Source organism: Sphingobacterium sp. N143, assembly GCF_030325625.1.
Classification (GTDB): domain Bacteria; phylum Bacteroidota; class Bacteroidia; order Sphingobacteriales; family Sphingobacteriaceae; genus Sphingobacterium.
On the sequence record NZ_JACAIS010000001.1, the window covers coordinates 165,783 to 183,454 of the forward strand.

Annotated in this window: 19 protein-coding genes and 1 riboswitch; of the genes, 9 read left to right on the top strand and 10 right to left on the bottom strand. The window is 40.4% G+C overall.

Annotated features, from left to right (window positions below):
- The first annotated feature begins 150 nt into the window (after positions 1-150).
- The 7 genes from HX021_RS00550 (at position 151) to HX021_RS00580 (ending at position 5,317) form a co-directional block, all read left to right on the top strand.
- Positions 151-735: a hypothetical protein gene (locus HX021_RS00550; protein ID WP_286587481.1), complete on the top strand. Its 585-nt coding sequence runs from the start codon at positions 151-153 to the stop codon at positions 733-735.
- Between the two features lie 9 nt (positions 736-744).
- Positions 745-1,245, top strand: coding sequence for an urease accessory protein UreE (locus HX021_RS00555; protein ID WP_286587482.1), 501 nt, complete (start codon positions 745-747; stop codon positions 1,243-1,245).
- A gap of 145 nt (positions 1,246-1,390) precedes the next feature.
- Positions 1,391-2,080 carry an urease accessory protein UreF gene (locus HX021_RS00560; RefSeq protein ID WP_286587484.1) on the top strand — a complete coding sequence of 230 codons (690 nt, stop codon included), beginning with the start codon at positions 1,391-1,393 and terminating at the stop codon, positions 2,078-2,080.
- Between the two features lie 11 nt (positions 2,081-2,091).
- The gene (ureG, locus tag HX021_RS00565; protein WP_286587485.1) at positions 2,092-2,730 is read left to right on the top strand and encodes an urease accessory protein UreG; all 639 of its coding nucleotides are present in this window, start codon (positions 2,092-2,094) and stop codon (positions 2,728-2,730) included.
- A gap of 2 nt (positions 2,731-2,732) precedes the next feature.
- A complete protein-coding gene (locus HX021_RS00570; protein ID WP_286587487.1) occupies positions 2,733-3,524 on the top strand; it encodes an urease accessory protein UreD in 792 nt (263 codons plus the stop codon).
- A gap of 66 nt (positions 3,525-3,590) precedes the next feature.
- Positions 3,591-4,481, top strand: a complete 891-nt coding sequence (locus HX021_RS00575; protein ID WP_286587488.1) for an urea transporter — start codon at positions 3,591-3,593, stop codon at positions 4,479-4,481.
- 23 nt (positions 4,482-4,504) lie between these two features.
- Positions 4,505-5,317 carry a porin family protein gene (locus tag HX021_RS00580; RefSeq protein WP_286587490.1) on the top strand — a complete coding sequence of 271 codons (813 nt, stop codon included), beginning with the start codon at positions 4,505-4,507 and terminating at the stop codon, positions 5,315-5,317.
- On the opposite strand, the gene HX021_RS00585 is transcribed toward HX021_RS00580, so the two are convergent.
- The 10 genes from HX021_RS00585 to HX021_RS00630 form a co-directional block, all read right to left on the bottom strand.
- Positions 5,314-6,201: a helix-turn-helix domain-containing protein gene (locus tag HX021_RS00585; RefSeq protein WP_286587492.1), complete on the bottom strand. Its 888-nt coding sequence runs from the start codon at positions 6,199-6,201 to the stop codon at positions 5,314-5,316. The genes HX021_RS00580 and HX021_RS00585 overlap by 4 nt on opposite strands.
- Positions 6,202-6,397: 196 nt before the next feature.
- On the bottom strand, positions 6,398-6,982 hold the full coding sequence (locus HX021_RS00590) for a DUF1572 family protein (RefSeq protein ID WP_286587493.1): 585 nt from the start codon (positions 6,980-6,982) through the stop codon (positions 6,398-6,400).
- Positions 6,983-7,275: 293 nt separating this feature from the next.
- Positions 7,276-8,019, bottom strand: a complete 744-nt coding sequence (locus HX021_RS00595; RefSeq protein WP_286587495.1) for a GIN domain-containing protein — start codon at positions 8,017-8,019, stop codon at positions 7,276-7,278.
- A gap of 298 nt (positions 8,020-8,317) precedes the next feature.
- Positions 8,318-8,974 (bottom strand): thiaminase II, encoded by a 657-nt coding sequence (gene tenA, locus HX021_RS00600; protein WP_286587497.1) that lies wholly within the window; start codon positions 8,972-8,974, stop codon positions 8,318-8,320.
- Positions 8,958-9,800: a bifunctional hydroxymethylpyrimidine kinase/phosphomethylpyrimidine kinase gene (gene thiD / locus HX021_RS00605; protein ID WP_286587499.1), complete on the bottom strand. Its 843-nt coding sequence runs from the start codon at positions 9,798-9,800 to the stop codon at positions 8,958-8,960. The genes tenA and thiD overlap by 17 nt, the downstream gene beginning before the upstream one ends.
- Positions 9,797-10,429, bottom strand: coding sequence for a thiamine phosphate synthase (gene thiE / locus HX021_RS00610; protein WP_286587501.1), 633 nt, complete (start codon positions 10,427-10,429; stop codon positions 9,797-9,799). Before thiE ends, thiD begins: the two co-directional genes overlap by 4 nt.
- On the bottom strand, positions 10,419-11,222 hold the full coding sequence (gene thiM / locus HX021_RS00615) for a hydroxyethylthiazole kinase (protein WP_286587503.1): 804 nt from the start codon (positions 11,220-11,222) through the stop codon (positions 10,419-10,421). Before thiM ends, thiE begins: the two co-directional genes overlap by 11 nt.
- 84 nt (positions 11,223-11,306) lie before the next feature.
- A riboswitch (TPP riboswitch) is annotated at positions 11,307-11,399 on the bottom strand.
- Between the two features lie 307 nt (positions 11,400-11,706).
- Positions 11,707-12,453: a dienelactone hydrolase family protein gene (locus HX021_RS00620; RefSeq protein ID WP_286587505.1), complete on the bottom strand. Its 747-nt coding sequence runs from the start codon at positions 12,451-12,453 to the stop codon at positions 11,707-11,709.
- Positions 12,454-12,483: 30 nt separating this feature from the next.
- Complete coding sequence (locus HX021_RS00625; protein WP_286587507.1) at positions 12,484-13,329, bottom strand: NAD(P)-dependent oxidoreductase; 846 nt, start codon at positions 13,327-13,329, stop codon at positions 12,484-12,486.
- A gap of 167 nt (positions 13,330-13,496) precedes the next feature.
- Entirely contained in the window at positions 13,497-14,123 is a 627-nt protein-coding gene (locus HX021_RS00630) for a Crp/Fnr family transcriptional regulator (protein WP_286588501.1), read from the bottom strand.
- Between the two features lie 401 nt (positions 14,124-14,524).
- Here HX021_RS00630 and HX021_RS00635 point away from each other — a divergent pair, with 401 nt between their 5' ends.
- Complete coding sequence (locus HX021_RS00635; RefSeq protein ID WP_286587509.1) at positions 14,525-17,137, top strand: TonB-dependent receptor; 2,613 nt, start codon at positions 14,525-14,527, stop codon at positions 17,135-17,137.
- Between the two features lie 102 nt (positions 17,138-17,239).
- Positions 17,240-17,623 carry a hypothetical protein gene (locus HX021_RS00640; protein ID WP_286587511.1) on the top strand — a complete coding sequence of 128 codons (384 nt, stop codon included), beginning with the start codon at positions 17,240-17,242 and terminating at the stop codon, positions 17,621-17,623.
- The last annotated feature ends 49 nt before the right edge of the window (positions 17,624-17,672 follow it).

Here is a 17,672-nt window from a genome sequence, read left to right on the forward strand (position 1 = left end):
AGATAACTATGGAGTAGTATGTGTGCTATAATAAAGCAAACTGCACCTAATGTGTTCATTAAACCAATGAAAGCAAACACGTATGTGTAATCATAGGCGAATGACATGGTCCAGATATTCCATATGGTCTTTAAAAAGCAAAGCATATATATGAAAAATTTAAAGATATTTTTAAGCTGCTGTCTAGCAATAGTCTGCTTTACAATACAATCTGCCTATGCACAAAAAGGAGGGATCATGCTATATGGTTCATTGAATTATCATGAAACTGCAGATGGCCACCAATTCAGTGCGGCCCCATTGGGAGTGGGGTATTTTTTCAACAACAACATGAATGTCGGGTTAAACTACGGATTCAATACGTCTAAAAATACGGCATTGGACTTTACAGATCATTTTCATGAAGTCGGTCCCTTCTATAGTAATACCTGGCCATTGAGTGAACACTTCATGTTAATAGGCCAAGTGGACGCACATTACCTTTGGGGAAATGAACATGTGGCGGATGCTGGCGGCGCCATGATTGACGGCAGCTATAATGGATACTTATTTCGAGTTTACCCGTTGGTGGGAATCAACTTGGGTAAAGGCTGGGCGCTAAAAGCAAAGGTGGCTGAGCTTTCTTACAAAAAGACCCACAGCAAAAATGCTGCAATTCCAAACGATCATGAAATCATCACCGGCATCAATGGTGCAACGGTAGGTTTGGGCCTGTCCAAAAATCTGTTCTTTTAAGATTAAAAAATGATTATTACAGAAATCACAAGGAATATCAATCGTGAGCATGTCGACAAACCGGTCGATTTGCTTGCTATAGAATGGTATGAATCTACCAAACGTATTCAACGCCTACGTACGGAGAGAGGAATGGACATTGCCGTAAAATTATTGGGCAGCACTTCCTGTCTGCAAGATGGTGATATCTTGTTCGAAGATGACGATAAAATTGTTGTGGTAACGATCAAACCTTGTGAAGTCATACAAATCAAAGCGTCTGATTTTCTTCAAATCGCCTATGTCAGCAGTGAAATAGGAAACAAGCATTTGCCTCTCTTTGTAGAGGCAAATGAATTGCTGATGCCTTATGAACGGTCGATGTATGCATGGCTGACTAAAAATGGATTTGACCCTATATGCTGTGAGCGGCAGTTACTGCGGCAGTTTAATGCAAACGTAGATCCAAAACATCATCAAAAGCTGAAGTTTTCAACTAAAAATATTCCCTTGTTCATCAAAGATAATTAAGGAAGCAATGAAATGTCTTATGGCTGTTATTGCTGATTAGGGTTGATGTTAATGTCTGAAGAATTGCGGGTGAAGGTCAGTACTCTTATTGTCGAAAAGCATAGACTTTGAAGAGTAAATAAAAATGAACAAATAATTTATGTCAATGAAAAATACTTTTCTGGGCAAATTACTCCATTTAGCAGATCCTACGCTGCCAATCGGCGGATTTACCCATTCGAATGGATTGGAAACTTATGTACAACAGGGATTAGTCCATGATAAAGCGACTACGGATAAATATGTGCGCCATAATCTATGGTACAACCTGAAGTATAATGATGCTGTTCTGATGAAACTGGCCTATGAAGCCACCTCAAAACAGGATCTGCCTACTTTGATCGCTTTGGATCAGGAATGTACCGCATTAAAGAGCCCAAGGGAGATTCGTGAGGCCAGTAAAAAGTTGGGGCTGCGTATTTATAAAATATTTAGCCGGTACCAGCAAGAAGATTTTGTCATTGCCTGGGGCGATTTGATTCAACAGAAGAAAGTGGATAGCCATTACTGCCTGATGTATGGTATGCTGGCAGCTTTATTGGATATTCCACTTGAAGAAGCACTTCATGGCTTCTATTACAATGCCGCCATTACCATGGTAACAAATGCCGTTAAACTCGTGCCATTGGGACAATTGGATGGTCAAGACGTACTCTTTGGCTTACATGATGACATCCTTGAACTTTGTCAGGAGACCTTATCCGTTGAAAGGAATTTAGTGGGCCTGTGCAATATCGGATTCGATATCCGATGCATGCAACACGAACGATTATATTCTAGGGTTTATATCTCTTAAAAAAAATGAAAATGGAAAATAGAAAATATGTTAAAATAGGTGTGGGTGGCCCTGTGGGGTCCGGTAAAACTGCATTACTTGAACGATTGAGTAAACGTCTGATGAATGAGCTGGACCTGGCTGTCATTACCAATGACATCTATACCAAAGAAGATGCCGAGTATATGGCGAAAAATAGCTTACTGCCACGCGAACGGATTATTGGTGTCGAAACCGGAGGCTGTCCGCATACAGCAATACGTGAAGACGCAAGTATGAATCTGGAAGCTGTGGATGAATTGGCCAGTCGTTTTCCAGATTTAGAATTGATTTTGATAGAAAGCGGGGGCGACAATTTAACATCGACCTATAGTCCGGATCTTGCTGATATCACCATCTTCGTCATCGATGTGGCTGAAGGTGAAAAAATGCCGCGTAAAGGTGGGCCAGCAATCACACGCTCAGACCTTTTGTTGATCAATAAAAAAGATTTGGCACCTTATGTAGGAGCAAGTTTGGAAGTTATGGAGCACGATGCCCGTAAGATGCGTAAAGGAGCACCTTTTTTATTCTCCAACTTAAAAACAGGTGATGGTTTAGAAGAGATCGTTAGCTGGATTAAAAAATATGCCCTGCTTCAAGATATTGAAGAACCTAATTTATTGCGTTAATTATGATTTGTTCTTTAGATATTAAAATAGCACATCGGGAAGGAAAATCATTTCTAAAAGATGCCTATGTCACACAACCATTTCGGATCGTTCCTGTCGGACAATATCAAAAAGACAATGCCGCCTATTTGATGATTATGAGCTCGTCGCCGGGTTTGTTGGATGGAGATGATCATCGGCTTCAGGTAAACATCGCTCCCGGGGCAAAATTGCAGCTACAGACGCAGGCGTATCAACGCTTGTTCCACATGAAGGGAGGTTCTTCCCAAACGATGGAAGTAACGTTGGGAGAAGGAGCCGTTTTCTCTTATGTTCCACATCCAGTTGTACCACAACATTCTTCCCATTTCCTGAGCCACAATATCATCCGTCTCGCGTCAAACTGCCATTTACTGCTCAGTGAAATTGTTACTTGTGGCCGAAAAATGTCTGGTGAAGAATTCAGGTATAATCATTTTCAAAACCTGACAGAATGCTATGTCAATGAAAAACTTGTCGTCAAAGACAATGTACTGCTTCAACCAGATCGGATGCCCATTCAGGATTTAGGTATCCTGGAGGGGTATACCCACCAGGGTACATTAATTTATCTGAACAGTGCAGGTATGCAGCCCCATGAATGGATCGAAACATTCTATGAAAAATATGGTGAAACAAAAGATATTGCTTTTGGTATTAGCGCGCTGCAGCATGATGGTTTTATGGTCCGTGTATTGGGAAACGGAGCTGAACAGCTGTATCTACTGTTTAAAGAGATGCAAGCAGCATTATGGAGCAAATTATTCTTGAATTAATTAATAAAACCGCATGGACTTAAAAGCCGCCTGAAGCGCATAAGTTCATGAAGTAATTACATACTGATGAAAAATAATATTTTGGCTTTTATCAAAGCTTTTTTTAAAGGATTTGGACAGATCATGTTACAAGGTAACATATGGACAGGTATCTTATTTATAGGTGCTATTATTTACGATTCGACACTTATGGGATTTGCCGGGATACTAGCCAACCTTGTTGGAATGATCACGGCCAAATTGATGAAGTTTGATGAAGATCACATCAATGATGGACTATTCGGGTTTAATGCTGCATTATATGGTATTGCTGTGGTCTTTTATTTTCAGACCAATGTTTGGGTATGGGTTGCACTGGTCATTGGATCTGCCTTGACCACAATACTGATGGGATTGGCGCTAAAGAAAAATATTCCTGCATTTACCTTCCCGTTTATTATGATTACGTGGATCGCTTTATATGTATTGAGCATTCCTGAACTGGCCCTGCGCACCGTACCTGAGCATTTCGTCGATATCGAAGAAATGGATGACTTCCTCATTGAAGGTCACGCATTCGGACAGGTTATATTTCAGGGAAGTTTGATCGCGGGATTAGTCTTTTTCATTGGTGTATTTATCAGCAAGCCGATAGGAGCACTTTATGCTTTTGCTGCCGTGATCGTGAGTGTTTACATTTCTCATCACGGACATGAATCCAATGATATGACCAATAATGGGATCTTTAGTTTCAATGCCGTATTATGTGGCATCGCATTGAGTGGTCAGCGTGTTCGGGACGGCGTTTATGTACTTATTGCTGTCATCATTGCCACCTACCTAGACCACTTCTTGATCCATAATGGATGGACTGTTTTGACTTTTCCTTTTGTGGTTGCCATGTGGGTTATGGAACCTGTCAAACGTCTGGACAACTGGTTGGTGACCAAGTTTTCCGGGACAACGGAAACACCGTAGTCCTTATGCTAAATTAAAATTTTATGATGTTTAAATTTCGCCTAATAAAACTATTCCCAATAATACTCTTATTGGGAATTCAAATAAATATGGTATATGGACAAGTGAGTCCCCCAGGCTTGGGTAAAGCAAAGACAGCCTCTTGGTCAGTTTTGGGACTTCGACGCAAATTAGATAGTGCCGGTACAAAAGAAGCACTGACCTACATTGGCCTGGGAACTAAAAGTACCCCTGAAGACTCAAATCCTTTCCATAAACAAGCAATTTGGGTTGTAAACCATGAAATCTATCACAAATTTGCCAAAAATCAACAATATAGCTATGCCCTGAGCTATCGCCGTCAGAATGTATACGATGCTGCTGCACCCTATCATAATGAAGGTGTCGAGCAAGAATTCAGATTATATGGACGTTATGCCTACACATTTGCCTTTGGCAGCCGATGGAAATGGAAAAATACACTCCGACAAGAGTTCAGGAAGTTTTTTACCGCCGATTTTCAAAAAGCAGAAGAAAATTTTCAACTCAGGACACGGCTAAAATCCCAGGTAAACTTTAAGATTTCGGATAAGAATAAACAGGAACTGGCGTTGAGTGCCGAAGGTTTATTCGCAATTAGTAAAATGTATGAGCCACATAGTGCATGGTCGAGCTTTGGGTATAAAGAAACACGTCTGGGATTTTATTATATGACAGATATTCCAAAGACTCCTTTGCGACTAGATCTAGGGTATATGAATGACCTCATCAAAGGTTATGACAAAGTGGATTTTGGCGTGCATTATCTCGCGGTAGATTTAATTTGGAATCTGCCCTATAAAAAAGCCAAACATTAGTCCGACATAAACTTATGTTTTCGATAATCACTGGGTGAATACCCGGTGATTTTTTTAAATAGCCTTGTGAAATACGAGGGTGACTGGAATTTTAGTTCAAATGCGATGCCGGCAATATCCCGGGTAGCATCCTGCAATAAGATTTGGCTATGTAAAATACTAATTTCACTGATCCATTGTTTTGGTGGTTTATTGGTTGCTTCCTTTACACATTTGTTGAGGTAATTCTCCGAAATATGCAATAGATTAGCATAAAACAATACATTTTTATGGTCAATGTGGAATTTTTGGACATATTCCCGAAAACGGAAAGCAATATCCAGTTGTCGGCTCATGGGAGCTTTGGTCTCAATATCCGATTTAATAACTTTCAATAAGATGCACTGCATCATCGAGATACAGACCTCCATGACCCTTCCTTCAGTGAAAAGTTCCTCTTCCAGTAGGATAAGCATCTGCTGGATCCAGTTGGCTACATGCGGTTTAAGGGTAGTGAAGGGATGGGAATTGAAAAATTTAATGTCGTTTATTCCTAATTCAATATCCGTCACGATTTCATTTTCATAAACAACAAAAAAGCCTTCTACATCGTCTGAAATTGCCAAGGTAGCCGTAATATTACCCTGTTTGATGTTGATGACCTGATTTTCACTAAGGGTGTAGGAAGCAGTTTCCAGGTGCTGCGTCAATGAACCTTTAGTAACGAAAATAAGAAAATTGAATGTCGTCCTATAGGGGATGACAGGCATGACAATGCTTCTTAGATAGTTTTCAATGCGGTAGACTTGGATCTTATTCTCATTGAATAAATTGTGTTCAGAAACATCAGGTAAGAATAGCTTTTTATATTCATAATTGTTGATGATCTTGATCGAATTTTTCATAGTCGTAAAACAAACCAGCGCCTACTGCAACTTAGAAAAAATAGTAGCGGAGGGTTAGACAAATATAACTAAAAGTTGTCGGAAAATAAGTGAAAATACAGACTTCTGCAGGCTATTTTTTTCCTATTTAGGACATCGATTGAAAGCAAATCTTTTGGCCAGGTACTATCGCTCTAAAGGATAGATAGGCTGTTTATCATTTTTTTAAGAATTCATCAGTAAAATGTTGCTTTTTCTTTGTCTGATCAAATTTCGCTTGATTATAGACTGCTGACTTTCCTTTAGGTATTGATAACGAAGACCACTTTTGGTCCATGCACATTTTTCCGATATAAACGATTTGTCCAATGTGATAGGGGTAATGCGCTAGTTGACGTAAAATTGCTTCCATAACCGTATGCCCCTGATTTCGGATATAAATGATACGTTGTAGATCTTCTTCCGATAAGGAGTCAAGTGCTTCAAAAAGACAGCTCCAGCCTTTATTCCAATGCGCTATCAGTTCTGCCCGGGTTGACCATGTATTTTCAAATTCCATATCCCGATTTCTTCCAGCTTTCTCCCCATCAGCCGTTAGAAAATCAGTCCAACGGGAAAGTATATTTCCGCTCAAATGTTTGACAATGAGTGCGATACTGTTGCTGGATTCATTGAATTGCCAAAATAGCTGCTCATCAAGGAGTTGATCGAAAGTCTGATCGCCCAATGATTTGTAGTAATGAAATTGTTTGATGCTGCTTGCTAAGAAATTATCCATTGCCGGAAGTATTTTATAGTTCATGTACGTAGATTTCAAGATACGAAAATCAAATGAAACCGTCAATAGTTAAGGTTATGCACTCATTTAGCTTGTTGTGCTTTCTACTTTGAAGTCACTTACACATCGTGATGGTTCCTTGATTATGATTTAGCATAAGTGGAGAAAAAGGATTGATCTCGTGAAGGACGGTATGAGCAAAATAAAAACGAACAAGATGGTATCTGGGAGGATACCATCCTGAGCGAACTAACATTAAACATAAATAATAAACAGTATCTTTTCGGGAATGCCTTTGTAAGATATTCCCGAAAAAATTATAGAAGTACTTGGCCACTTGTAGATTTATCTACCTGAATATTTCTGGGCCTATTTTTCAAGGAAATCTTGGCAGAAGTAGACACCTTACCCTGTAAATTATCTTTAACACTTAGGGTAATTGCTGCTGATGAACTGGCATTGATTTGTGCGTTAGTCACTGTAAACGAAGCCATGTCAACGGCGGTTGAAGAGCTGGCGTTCAAACGCAAATTGGTCGCGCTTCCTGCGATGGTCTGTTTTGAAGAACTGGTTGAATTGATCTCCAGGTTTTTTGCGCTTACTGCTGTTATTAATCTGCTGGATGAACTTGTCGAGAGCGCAATGTCATTGGCGATTAATTTCTTGAGTTCTATCTTAGCCGAGGAAGATACACTAACAGTAATTTTATTAGCCTGTATGCTTTCGCTACTGTAGATCGAACCACTGGAAGATGCCGTGAAATTTGTCGGAATTTTACTTGAATAAACAATTACTCGGTTGTTTCTGCCATTCTTGATCTGTGAATTTCTTTTATATTGAACATAGAGCACCCCATTTTTAACGTTGGTCTCAATGAGAGGCAAATGTGCTGCATGGTCTGTCTCGATAACAACCTCATTACGGTTGGCGTGTACATATTCCACGCGTAAAGATGTTGCTGCGGAGATACCGTCCAGGGCTGTGATCTTACGTGTTTCACGTTGTTGAGCCTGAGCTACATACAAAAATGAAATAAAGGCGATGGTTAAGATTCTTTTCATTGTTTTTATTGGTAAATAATTTATTGTTGTCTTTTCTATAATTTTAGCCTGATTACATGCTGTTTTATACCATGTATCCTTTTCCTGTTGATTGTTCTTGATATGTTTCAGCTGGAATGGAACTTTGATCCTGATCGATCATTCCATTTCAGCTGAAATAATATAATAGTAATGCCAAACTATATTTTTGCTGTAATATGTTGATATTTAAAATTTTATATATTTATCTGTTTTGCTACATTGCCCGCTTTTGAACAATTGCTGTTCGCTATCGGACAGCTTGTGTTCTGTTTTCCCCTTACCACATTTTTTTCTCATAAGCTGCTTGCCAGAAATGATATTCCAAACGGGAAGCCGTGATAAACACCTGTCGCATCTTTTCCTGATTTGTTGCAGTAGTTTGTTCAGCAATTTTGTCTACATGGTTTTTTGCTTTGATTACGCCTTGTTCAAACTCCGCACTGCTATAGGTATCAATCCATTTGGAGTAGGGATTATGATCTCCATTGGATGTTGAGACAATGTGATCTCCGACTTCTTTATAAATCCAAAAACATGGCAAGGTCGCTGCCATGGCAACTTCTATGGGTTCGAATGCGGCAACACTTTTAAGGAAATGAACATAATGATGGCAAACAGGTTCAATTTTGTTTGTGGTAGCTTGGGGATTTAGTCCAAATTCCTTAAAATAATTTTCATGTAATGCTTTCTCAACAATAAGCGCATTGCGTCCAAATTCAAAGTAATCCAGAGCCTGTTGGTTGTCGGTGCTTTTGGCACCGATATAGGCCAATACCCGCCCAAATTCTTCTAGATAGAAAGCATCCTGTTGCATGTAGAATTGAAATTTGGTTAAGGGCAAACTGCCCTGGCTAAGTTCCGTGATGAATGGCATGGTCCTTATCTCGGTATAAATCGTTTTGATGGCGTCCCAAGCGCTATTGGTCCATTTCATGTTGAATAAGTTTATAGGGGTGATGAAAATGATTGAGCGGCCCATTTCCTTTGCCGATAATTAGATCTTTACTGCCTTTTATCGCTTCATGTACATAATCTAACGCTACCGCTACGGCCTGGTCAAGCGGATATTGCTGAGCCAGCTGACTCGCTATTGCTGATGAAAGAGAACAACCAGATCCATGGGTGTTCTTTGTGTCAATTTTAGGTGATGTAAATGCGACTACCCCCTGCTTCTGTTGGAAGAGCAGTGAGGTGAGCTCTTTACTTTGGAGATGACCACCTTTAATTAGCACGGCCTGACAGTCTTGGTTCAATAGATCAAAACCCGCTTTTTCCATTTCTTGGATCGTGTCTATTGGTCTTTTTGCAAGCACACTGACTTCATCCAGGTTGGGCGTAATAAGGCTTACGCGAGGAAAGAGTAGATCTATACAGGCCTGTATTGTATCATCATGGATTAATTTATGGCCACTGGTTGAAACCATGACCGGGTCAAAGACAATTTCACCGGTGTAATCCTTCAGAAAAGAGCTGATCAATTCGACAAGTTCCAAACTATGTACCATACCAATTTTAATCGCATCGGGATAGATGTCGTCAAAAATAGCATCCAGCTGGTCTCGAACTGCCTGTGTGGGAATTTCGTAAATATGTCGGACACCTTGTGTATTTTGTACAGGTAATGCCGTAAGGACATTCATGGCATAACAGCCCAGGGCTGATATTGTTTTGGTGTCTGCCTGAATCCCTGCGCCACCACTGCCATCAAAGCCAGCAATGCTCAGTACGGTGGGGACAGTATATTTTTTAGTTGTCATCATGTCAACAGTTCTTTTAATTGGGCACTGCTTTGCCGGGGATCTTTACTTTGACAGATTGCCGAAACAACGGCAATGGAATTTGCCCCAGCCTGCCAAGCAGCTGTAAGGGTGTCTATATTCATGTTTCCAATTGCAATAAGTGGTTTCTCCGTCAATTCACGCAATTGCCGTAAACCGTTGATCCCCCATTCAGTCAAGGTGTCAGGTTTTGTTTTTGTAGAATAAATTGGACTTACACCAAGATGGTCTGCTGCAGCCATTTGCTCGCTTTCAAGTTGGACAATATTTTCCAGAGACCAACCTATGTGCATGTTGTGTCCATATTTTTTTCGTATATCTATAGGTTGACAGTCCTGCTGTCCGACATGTACCCCCCAAGCCTCAACTTCAATGGCAATGTCCACAGCATCATTGATGACCAAAGGAATACCGTAATGGTCGGTGATTTGCTTTAGCTTCTTGGCTTTGGCTAAAAATCTTTCTGGAGTTTCGTTCTTTTCCCGTAACTGGATAATATCCACACCGCCAATGATGGCTTCCTCAGCAACCTGGAGCCATGGCCAGGGATAGCAATCCTGTTCGGAAATGACTAAATATAAAGGATATGGGAATTGCGGATTAATGGGCATAATGCTTGATTTTGAGATGTGTTCTGATGATCTCATCATCCATTTGATAAAGAGCGTCGTAGAGGTTTACCTGCAATGACCCAGGTCCTGAAGATCGTTGTTGTGCCAGTTCTCCCGCCAAACTCAAGATAGAAACTCCGGCGATAGAGGCTTCAAATACCCGGTCGGTGACACCTAAAAATGCACCGATAAGTGCTGTTGCACTACATCCTAGCCCTGTGACTTGTGTCATCAACGGATGACCATTATGGACTTCGACCGTATGCTGCTCTGAAAGAATATAATCGATTTCCCCGGATATGCAGACAATAGCCCCTGTCTGTTCTTGCAAGGCTTTTCCAAATGCGAGGGCATCACGGCTATCTGTCGTACTATCCACACCTTTCGTATTGACTTGATTGAAATTATATAGGGTCATGATCTCGGAAGCATTGCCCCGTATCACCGTTGGCCTGAGTGTAAGGAGATTCACTAATAAGTCATTCCGAAACGCAGATATTCCTGCTCCAACAGGATCCAATACCCAAGAACGACCAATATTATTCGCATGTTCCGCAGCGATCAGCATGGATTCTGCCGTTAGTTCGCTCAACGTGCCAATATTCAGCACGAGTGCTTGGGCAAGATCCACAACTTCTCGAACCTCCGAAGGGCTGTGGACCATGACCGGAGAGGCACCAAGAGCCAGTAAAGCATTGGCCGTATTGTTCATGACCACCATATTGGTAATGTTATGTACCAATGGTTTCTGCTGTCTGACTTGTTTTAACAGTTTAATAATTGAATCTTCCATTCGTTTTTGTATTAAGCGATTTGTGTGGCTCCGAGGGGGAAGAAATGAGACGGTTGGGGCTGTTCAGCAGTATATTTTGCTATACCATAAGCATATGCTTTTCCCTACGCCGGTATTAACCGAATCAGGTTCAAAGGGACTATCTCAATTCTATACAGAATACCCCCAAAGCCACACCAAACTTAAACAAAAAAAAGGACTTTTTAATATTGATGTACCTGAGCCATCATTGTGCCCTCTTCAGGTGGTTGTCCATCCTGGAATGGAAAGCAGGGCCGGCATGAAAGCAAGGATAAGCTGGTCGCTGAAAAGGGGCATGCTATTTTTTGCTGCCGATTCTTATGGTCATATAAATGGGAGGGGGGAGCAGCTTTGCTTTTCTGTTATGCTAATAAGAAAGCAACAGCAATACCAGCACAGGAAAAAGAACTGACAATGTTGGCTGAACGCTCTGGTTATGTGGTATTGCTGTCGGCTGATAGGCTTACTTTAACACTTCTTGTAAGAACATTAATGTATGGTCCCAGGCTCGTTTTGCCATTGTGGGATTATATTCTGGAGATTCGGGATTGGTAAACGTATGTCCTGAATTGGCATAAGTAATAATCTGCCAATCGGCTTTACCTTCGTTTAATTCGTTGACCAGGCCATCATAATCTGCTTTTGAAACACTTTTGTCGTCGGCCGGATGCTCAATAAGGACTTTCGGCGCGATAGGACCATTGGGTCTGTCACTTGATTTTGAAAGCCCACCATGGATACTGACTACGGCCACCACAGGGAGTCCCGCACGTGCAGTTTCCAGGGCTCCGCTGCCACCAAAACAGTAGCCAATGACCGCAAGTCTTTTTGGATCTGCCCCAGCTTGCTTCAGCTGTTCTAAAGCAAGAGCGATACGTTGTTGATAGGCCTTATAATCCGTTTTATAATGACCAGCTATTTTGGAGGCTGCAGTATTGTCGGCAGGGATGTTCCCTTCGCCGTAAATGTCTGCAATAAAGGCTATGTAGCCTTCTTTTTCAAGCTGCAAGGCAGCTTGTTTAGCCTCGTTGTCAATACCTTTCCAAGCTGGTAGGATTAAGACCCCAGGGCCGCCCTTTTTATCGGCATTGCCCGTAATTAATCCCTGGAGATTTTGTGTGCCGTCTTTATAAGATACTTGTGTTAACTGTTGTGCCTTTGTAGTCATAGTGGCCATTGTAAGTATGCATACTGTGAGTATTGTTTTCATAATATAAATGTTTTTAACATGTGGTTTATCCTAACTCCTTATGGACTCAATAATCCCGATGACATCCTGCTGCCCCAGCCCCTTATCATGTGCCTGTTGATAGGTCTTTAATAAAGTGTCAAGCAACGGATAGTTTGCTCCAGCTTGTTGCGCTAAACGGATGTCTTTGAGCATCAGGTCCAAAGCGAATGCGGCAGTATAGTTCTCCTCGACAAGCAATGGGGTTTTTACCTTAGTAGCACCACTACCGCTTGCACTATCGTTGATAATTTCAAGCATCTCATGTCGGGCAATCCCCAGTTGATCAGCAAACAAGACCGTTTCAGCCAGGCCCTGATAAATAATGGACAAAAAATAATTAATGGCAAGTTTTGCAGCGATACCATTTCCATTCTTACCAAGATGTTTAACGGATTTTCCCATCTTTTCCAGATATGGCCTAGCACGTTGAAGGTCGCTTTCATTTCCGCCAACCATAATGATAAGCGTACCTTCTGCCGCAGGTTTGGTACTCCCCGCGACCGGAGCATCCAATAAGGCAGCTCCCTTTCCCAGGAGCTGGTTCGCCAAGCTGATGCTGAGTTCCTGTGAAATGGTACTCATATCGACAAACAATTTACCTTGAATGGGGAGTTCAACGATTTTAGCGTAGACCTCAGATACAGCAGTATCATTGGTCAGCATCGTGAATATAACGGCATTCGTCTCCACCAGATCTGCAAGATCTTTTTGAACAGCGGTCCCAGTACTAAAGCCTTCCGTCTTTGTGATATTTCTGTTATATACAGAGAGCCTGAATCCGGCCTTCTCTAAATTCTTTGCCATTGGAAATCCCATATTTCCCAATCCTATAAATCCTACATTTTCTGTCTTCATATGATCTGTTTTTATTAAAAATCCGGTGAGCCAATCGGAAAATATTTATACTAAAGATACGAATGTTGGAGAATCTAAACAAAACAGGATGTAGCTGGATCTGAATTGCTTGCATAGAAAAGCTGTCTTGCCCTGCGGAATTGCTTGATCATGAAACAGTGGGATTGTCAAATTAATACCCTGATTTCGTTTCGTAATAAAACAATTTTATCCTCATGTTCTAGTTTTTTTAAAATACGGGAGACCACGACCCGGGAAGTATTTAGATCGGAGGCAATATCTTGATGGGTAAGGGTAAGGATTCTGTCTTCGTTGAGTTTTACTTTGGCTTGCAGGTAGCTCATTATTCGCTCTTCCATATTGGAAAAGGCCAAACTATCCACAGCTTGGAGCATTTCGTCCATGCGGCTGGCATAACTTGCTATAATAAAGTTCCGCCAGGAGGGATATTTTCCCATCCAAAGATTGACCTGTTCATTGGGGATCATAGCCACGGTCGTGTTTTTTTCGGCCAGGGCACGGATTTCACTTTTCTTATTTCCCAAGCAGCAGGCAATGGACATGGTGCAGGTTTGCCCTTGTTCGAGATAATAAAGTAGCAATTCCCCCTGGATTTCGTCTTCGCGGACAATTTTTATGGCTCCCTCGAGCAACAAAGGCATGGATTTGATGTATTGATTCGTATCAATGATCAGTTCGCCCCCTTGAAAGGTCCTGATATGGGCTGACTGTTCTATTTCCTTGATCAAATCGGGTTCAAGTACACCCCTGTAAACTTGTTCAATAGATAACATATTTTTCACGATTGCCTAAAGTTAATTATTTTCATTCTAATCCAATAGTATCGGAAGAACAAGTGCAATTGATAAACGAAATAAGGATCATACAGCAAAATGATGTATAAACTATATAAAATCACCAAAAAATAGAAATATGTTGTTATTCAGAACGGACAAAATTTTATTTTGAATACTTTTCGTTTATTTTGATAAAACAGGTGGATTTATTGCTTTTTTTTGATTTTTAAGGGAGATTTATTTTGTTTATGCTTGTGATCTCCTGATTTACCTATTGATGATTAAAATCTAAACTGGCCGTAAAGGAGAGGTTTGTAACATGATGAATGTTAAAATTAGTTAAAAAGACAATCAATTCCTAATTTTGCGGCACAAAAACAAAACAATCACATCTAACAATGAAAAAGTCTTTACTTTTTTTTGCACTTGTTTTTGCTAGTTATGGTATCGTCAATGGCCAGACAGCAAATTCTAGTTCGGTTTCAGGAGTTGTTAAAGAAGCTACTGGACAAACAGTTAAAGGAGCAACCATTAAAATTACCCACATCCCAAGTGGACAAGTCGTTCGTGGTTCAGCTGATGCCGAAGGAAAATTTCAAATTTTAAATCTTCAGGCGGGAGGACCCTACAAAGTAGAGGTGACTTACATCGGTGAAGCACCAGTTATCTTTGATAATATTACCTTGAAGGCTGGCGAACCCTTTAATCTAAACCCAATTTTTGCAGAAAATTCTTCGACTAATCTAGATGAGGTTGTTGTTGTTGGTCATGGAGTCATTGATATTGCTGTAGGAAGAAAGACACCAATTGCAGTCTCAACAATCCATAAACAGGATTTAGAAGAAAAAGTCGGTGCGCAGGATATTACTTCTGCATTAGCGAATACACCATCAGTTTATATTACGGGCCAGGCAAAAGGATTTGGAGAATCATCGATGACAACACGCGGCTTTGACCAATCCAATACTGCATTTTTACTGAATGGTCAGCCTATTAATGGGATGGACAATGGTAGTGTTTATTGGTCCAATTGGTCGGGACTTACTGACATTGCCTCTTTGGTACAGATTCAGCGTGGTCTAGGAGCTTCCAAATTGGCGATCTCATCTGTAGGGGGAACAGTCAATTATGTGACGCAATCCACCGCCATGAAAGAGGGTGGTTTTATACGGACTACCGTCGGTAATGATATGTTCATGAAAGCTACTTTAGGATATAACACCGGGTTGATGAAAAGTGGTTTTGCTGTTTCAGCGATGTTTACACAATGGTCAGGTAATGGTTATATGGATCATACGGAAGGAGCTGGACAAAGCTATTTCCTTTCCGTAGGGTATAAGGCTAATGAAAAACATAACTTTAATTTCATGGTCACTGGTGCACCACAATGGCATAATCAGGGATACACTTCAAAGCTGTCAAATTACCTGCAATATGGAAAACGCTATAATGATAACTATAAAGATGTCAATGGTGTCATGATGAACCCTCAGAAGAACTTCTATCATAAGCCTGTCGCCAATTTGAACTGGGATTGGACCATCAACGATAGATCGTCATTATCTACGGTTGTATACGCTTCATTAGCTGCTGGTGGTGGTCAAGGCCTGAGGTCAGATAAATTTAATAAAGGTGGATACTTGGCTGCCGATGTCAATAACCACCAGTGGTTTGGTGTTGTCTCAAACTATAACAATAAATTGAGTGAAAACCTGAATTTTAACATTGGTTTTGATGCCAGAGATTATAAAGGAACACATTACCGTAAACTTGTTGACCCATTGAGTAATCAAGATGGTGTTGTTTTGGGAGGGAATATCAATTTCCCGGAATTACCATTGGTAACTGAAACGTATTCTACCAATCCATGGAAAGCTTTTGCAAGTAAACCTGATGCAAGGGAAAATAGGTTGTCATGGGATTACAATCAATATATCCGTTACGCAGGCCTTTTTGGACAGCTTGAATATGCAAAGAATGGTTTTACAGCATTCTTTCAAGGATCTCTTTCAGAGCAGCAAAATATAAGGAAAGATTATTTCCAGTATACACCGGGCAATGAAAAATCAAAAAGTGTCAATAATTTAGGTTATAATACCAAAGGAGGTGTAAGTTATACGATTGGACAGCATACTATTTTCGGTAATGCAGGCTATTATTCACGTCAGCCTTATCAGAATAATATCTTCATGAACTATGCGAATGATATCAATGAAAATGCGGTCAATGAAAAAATCCTTGGCCTGGAAGCTGGCTATAAATTCGCATCGACTTATTTGGATGTCAATGTAAACGTTTATCGTACGACTTGGGAAAACCGGGTGACAGGTAGCTCAAGATTGGCAACAGACAAAGATGTTGCTAAATATAACCCGACAAATGATCCTGCTATTCTCCTTGCCGGACAATATATTTATACGACAAATTATGGTGTGAAACAGGATCATAAGGGAGCCGAACTAGATGTAGCGGCGCGTCCATTCCAAGGGTTGACCTTGACAGGTTTTGCTTCTATCGGTGATTGGAAATATGATGGAAAAGTAACTGCTGTTGAACGTAATGATAACCGTGTAGAATTAGGTAGGGAAGAAGTTGACCTGACTGGTGAGCATGTTGGTAATGCCGCTCAGACAACCTATGGTATCGGTGCAAAATATGTTGTTTTCAAGGGATTCTCTGTTGATGGTAACTATAGGTCATACGATCATTTATACTCCTCACGACATAGAACCGAAGTGATCGATGATAAAAAGGTTGGTCGGGTGATGGAGTTGCCTTCATTTAATCTGTTGGATGCAGGGATGTCGTATCAAGTTCGCTTGAATGATAAGAACAGCATGAGTTTTCGTGTGAACATGAATAACGTACTGAATAAATTTTATATTTCGGAAGCAACATCCAGCAATGTCACCACTGATGTGAACAATACATGGAATGGAATTGATACCTCTAACTTTGTGCTGATCGGTCAGGGCAGAACTTGGAATGCATCCGTGAAATTTACATTCTAAATTCAGCATACTCATGGATAAAAAGACCTACAAATTATTGTAGGTCTTTTTTTGTTTTTTAATAAAAACTTAATACTTTTAGGTGATCTAACTGTCAACCTGATGTTGTATAAATTAATTTGTCTGGAAAATTTACAGATAGGTACTGTTCATTTTTCTGCTTTTGTAGTAAATCTTGATGGTGGAAATACCGGTTTTGCCTTATTTATTAACCAAGAAGAAGATCCAATCTTTATCTTTCGAAAAGAAAAAAAGAATGAAGTTTCATTTCATGTGAATGAAGATCAGTTTTTCTGGATTGTAAAAAACAGTCAGTTCTCGGCTGGTGAACGCCAAAGTTTTTTTGCCGAGTTTGTCGAATTCTTGCGCTTGATGGAAGATAAGGTGTCAAATTATGTCTTCAAACGTGAAAAATTGGTGCGATTTACCAATTCACGCGATATCGTTCGTTATAAATATCTCTATTTGACAGGTGAAATGAGCTAAAGAAGTGTGCTGAAACTGTGTGTGAATTAGATTTCTTTTGTATTGAAAT

Excerpts from the sequence above, each read along its gene's own strand:
- HX021_RS00550 (WP_286587481.1), top strand. The coding sequence starts at position 151 with ATGAAAAATTTAAAGATATTTTTAAGCTGCTGTCTAGCAATAGTCTGC.
- HX021_RS00555 (WP_286587482.1), top strand. The coding sequence starts at position 745 with ATGATTATTACAGAAATCACAAGGAATATCAATCGTGAGCATGTCGAC.
- HX021_RS00560 (WP_286587484.1), top strand. The coding sequence starts at position 1,391 with ATGAAAAATACTTTTCTGGGCAAATTACTCCATTTAGCAGATCCTACG.
- ureG (WP_286587485.1), top strand. The coding sequence starts at position 2,092 with ATGGAAAATAGAAAATATGTTAAAATAGGTGTGGGTGGCCCTGTGGGG.
- HX021_RS00570 (WP_286587487.1), top strand. The coding sequence starts at position 2,733 with ATGATTTGTTCTTTAGATATTAAAATAGCACATCGGGAAGGAAAATCA.
- HX021_RS00575 (WP_286587488.1), top strand. The coding sequence starts at position 3,591 with ATGAAAAATAATATTTTGGCTTTTATCAAAGCTTTTTTTAAAGGATTT.
- HX021_RS00580 (WP_286587490.1), top strand. The coding sequence starts at position 4,505 with ATGATGTTTAAATTTCGCCTAATAAAACTATTCCCAATAATACTCTTA.
- HX021_RS00585 (WP_286587492.1), bottom strand. The coding sequence starts at position 6,201 with ATGAAAAATTCGATCAAGATCATCAACAATTATGAATATAAAAAGCTA.
- HX021_RS00590 (WP_286587493.1), bottom strand. The coding sequence starts at position 6,982 with ATGAACTATAAAATACTTCCGGCAATGGATAATTTCTTAGCAAGCAGC.
- HX021_RS00595 (WP_286587495.1), bottom strand. The coding sequence starts at position 8,019 with ATGAAAAGAATCTTAACCATCGCCTTTATTTCATTTTTGTATGTAGCT.
- tenA (WP_286587497.1), bottom strand. The coding sequence starts at position 8,974 with ATGAAATGGACCAATAGCGCTTGGGACGCCATCAAAACGATTTATACC.
- thiD (WP_286587499.1), bottom strand. The coding sequence starts at position 9,800 with ATGATGACAACTAAAAAATATACTGTCCCCACCGTACTGAGCATTGCT.
- thiE (WP_286587501.1), bottom strand. The coding sequence starts at position 10,429 with ATGCCCATTAATCCGCAATTCCCATATCCTTTATATTTAGTCATTTCC.
- thiM (WP_286587503.1), bottom strand. The coding sequence starts at position 11,222 with ATGGAAGATTCAATTATTAAACTGTTAAAACAAGTCAGACAGCAGAAA.
- HX021_RS00620 (WP_286587505.1), bottom strand. The coding sequence starts at position 12,453 with ATGAAAACAATACTCACAGTATGCATACTTACAATGGCCACTATGACT.
- HX021_RS00625 (WP_286587507.1), bottom strand. The coding sequence starts at position 13,329 with ATGAAGACAGAAAATGTAGGATTTATAGGATTGGGAAATATGGGATTT.
- HX021_RS00630 (WP_286588501.1), bottom strand. The coding sequence starts at position 14,123 with ATGTTATCTATTGAACAAGTTTACAGGGGTGTACTTGAACCCGATTTG.
- HX021_RS00635 (WP_286587509.1), top strand. The coding sequence starts at position 14,525 with ATGAAAAAGTCTTTACTTTTTTTTGCACTTGTTTTTGCTAGTTATGGT.
- HX021_RS00640 (WP_286587511.1), top strand. The coding sequence starts at position 17,240 with ATGTTGTATAAATTAATTTGTCTGGAAAATTTACAGATAGGTACTGTT.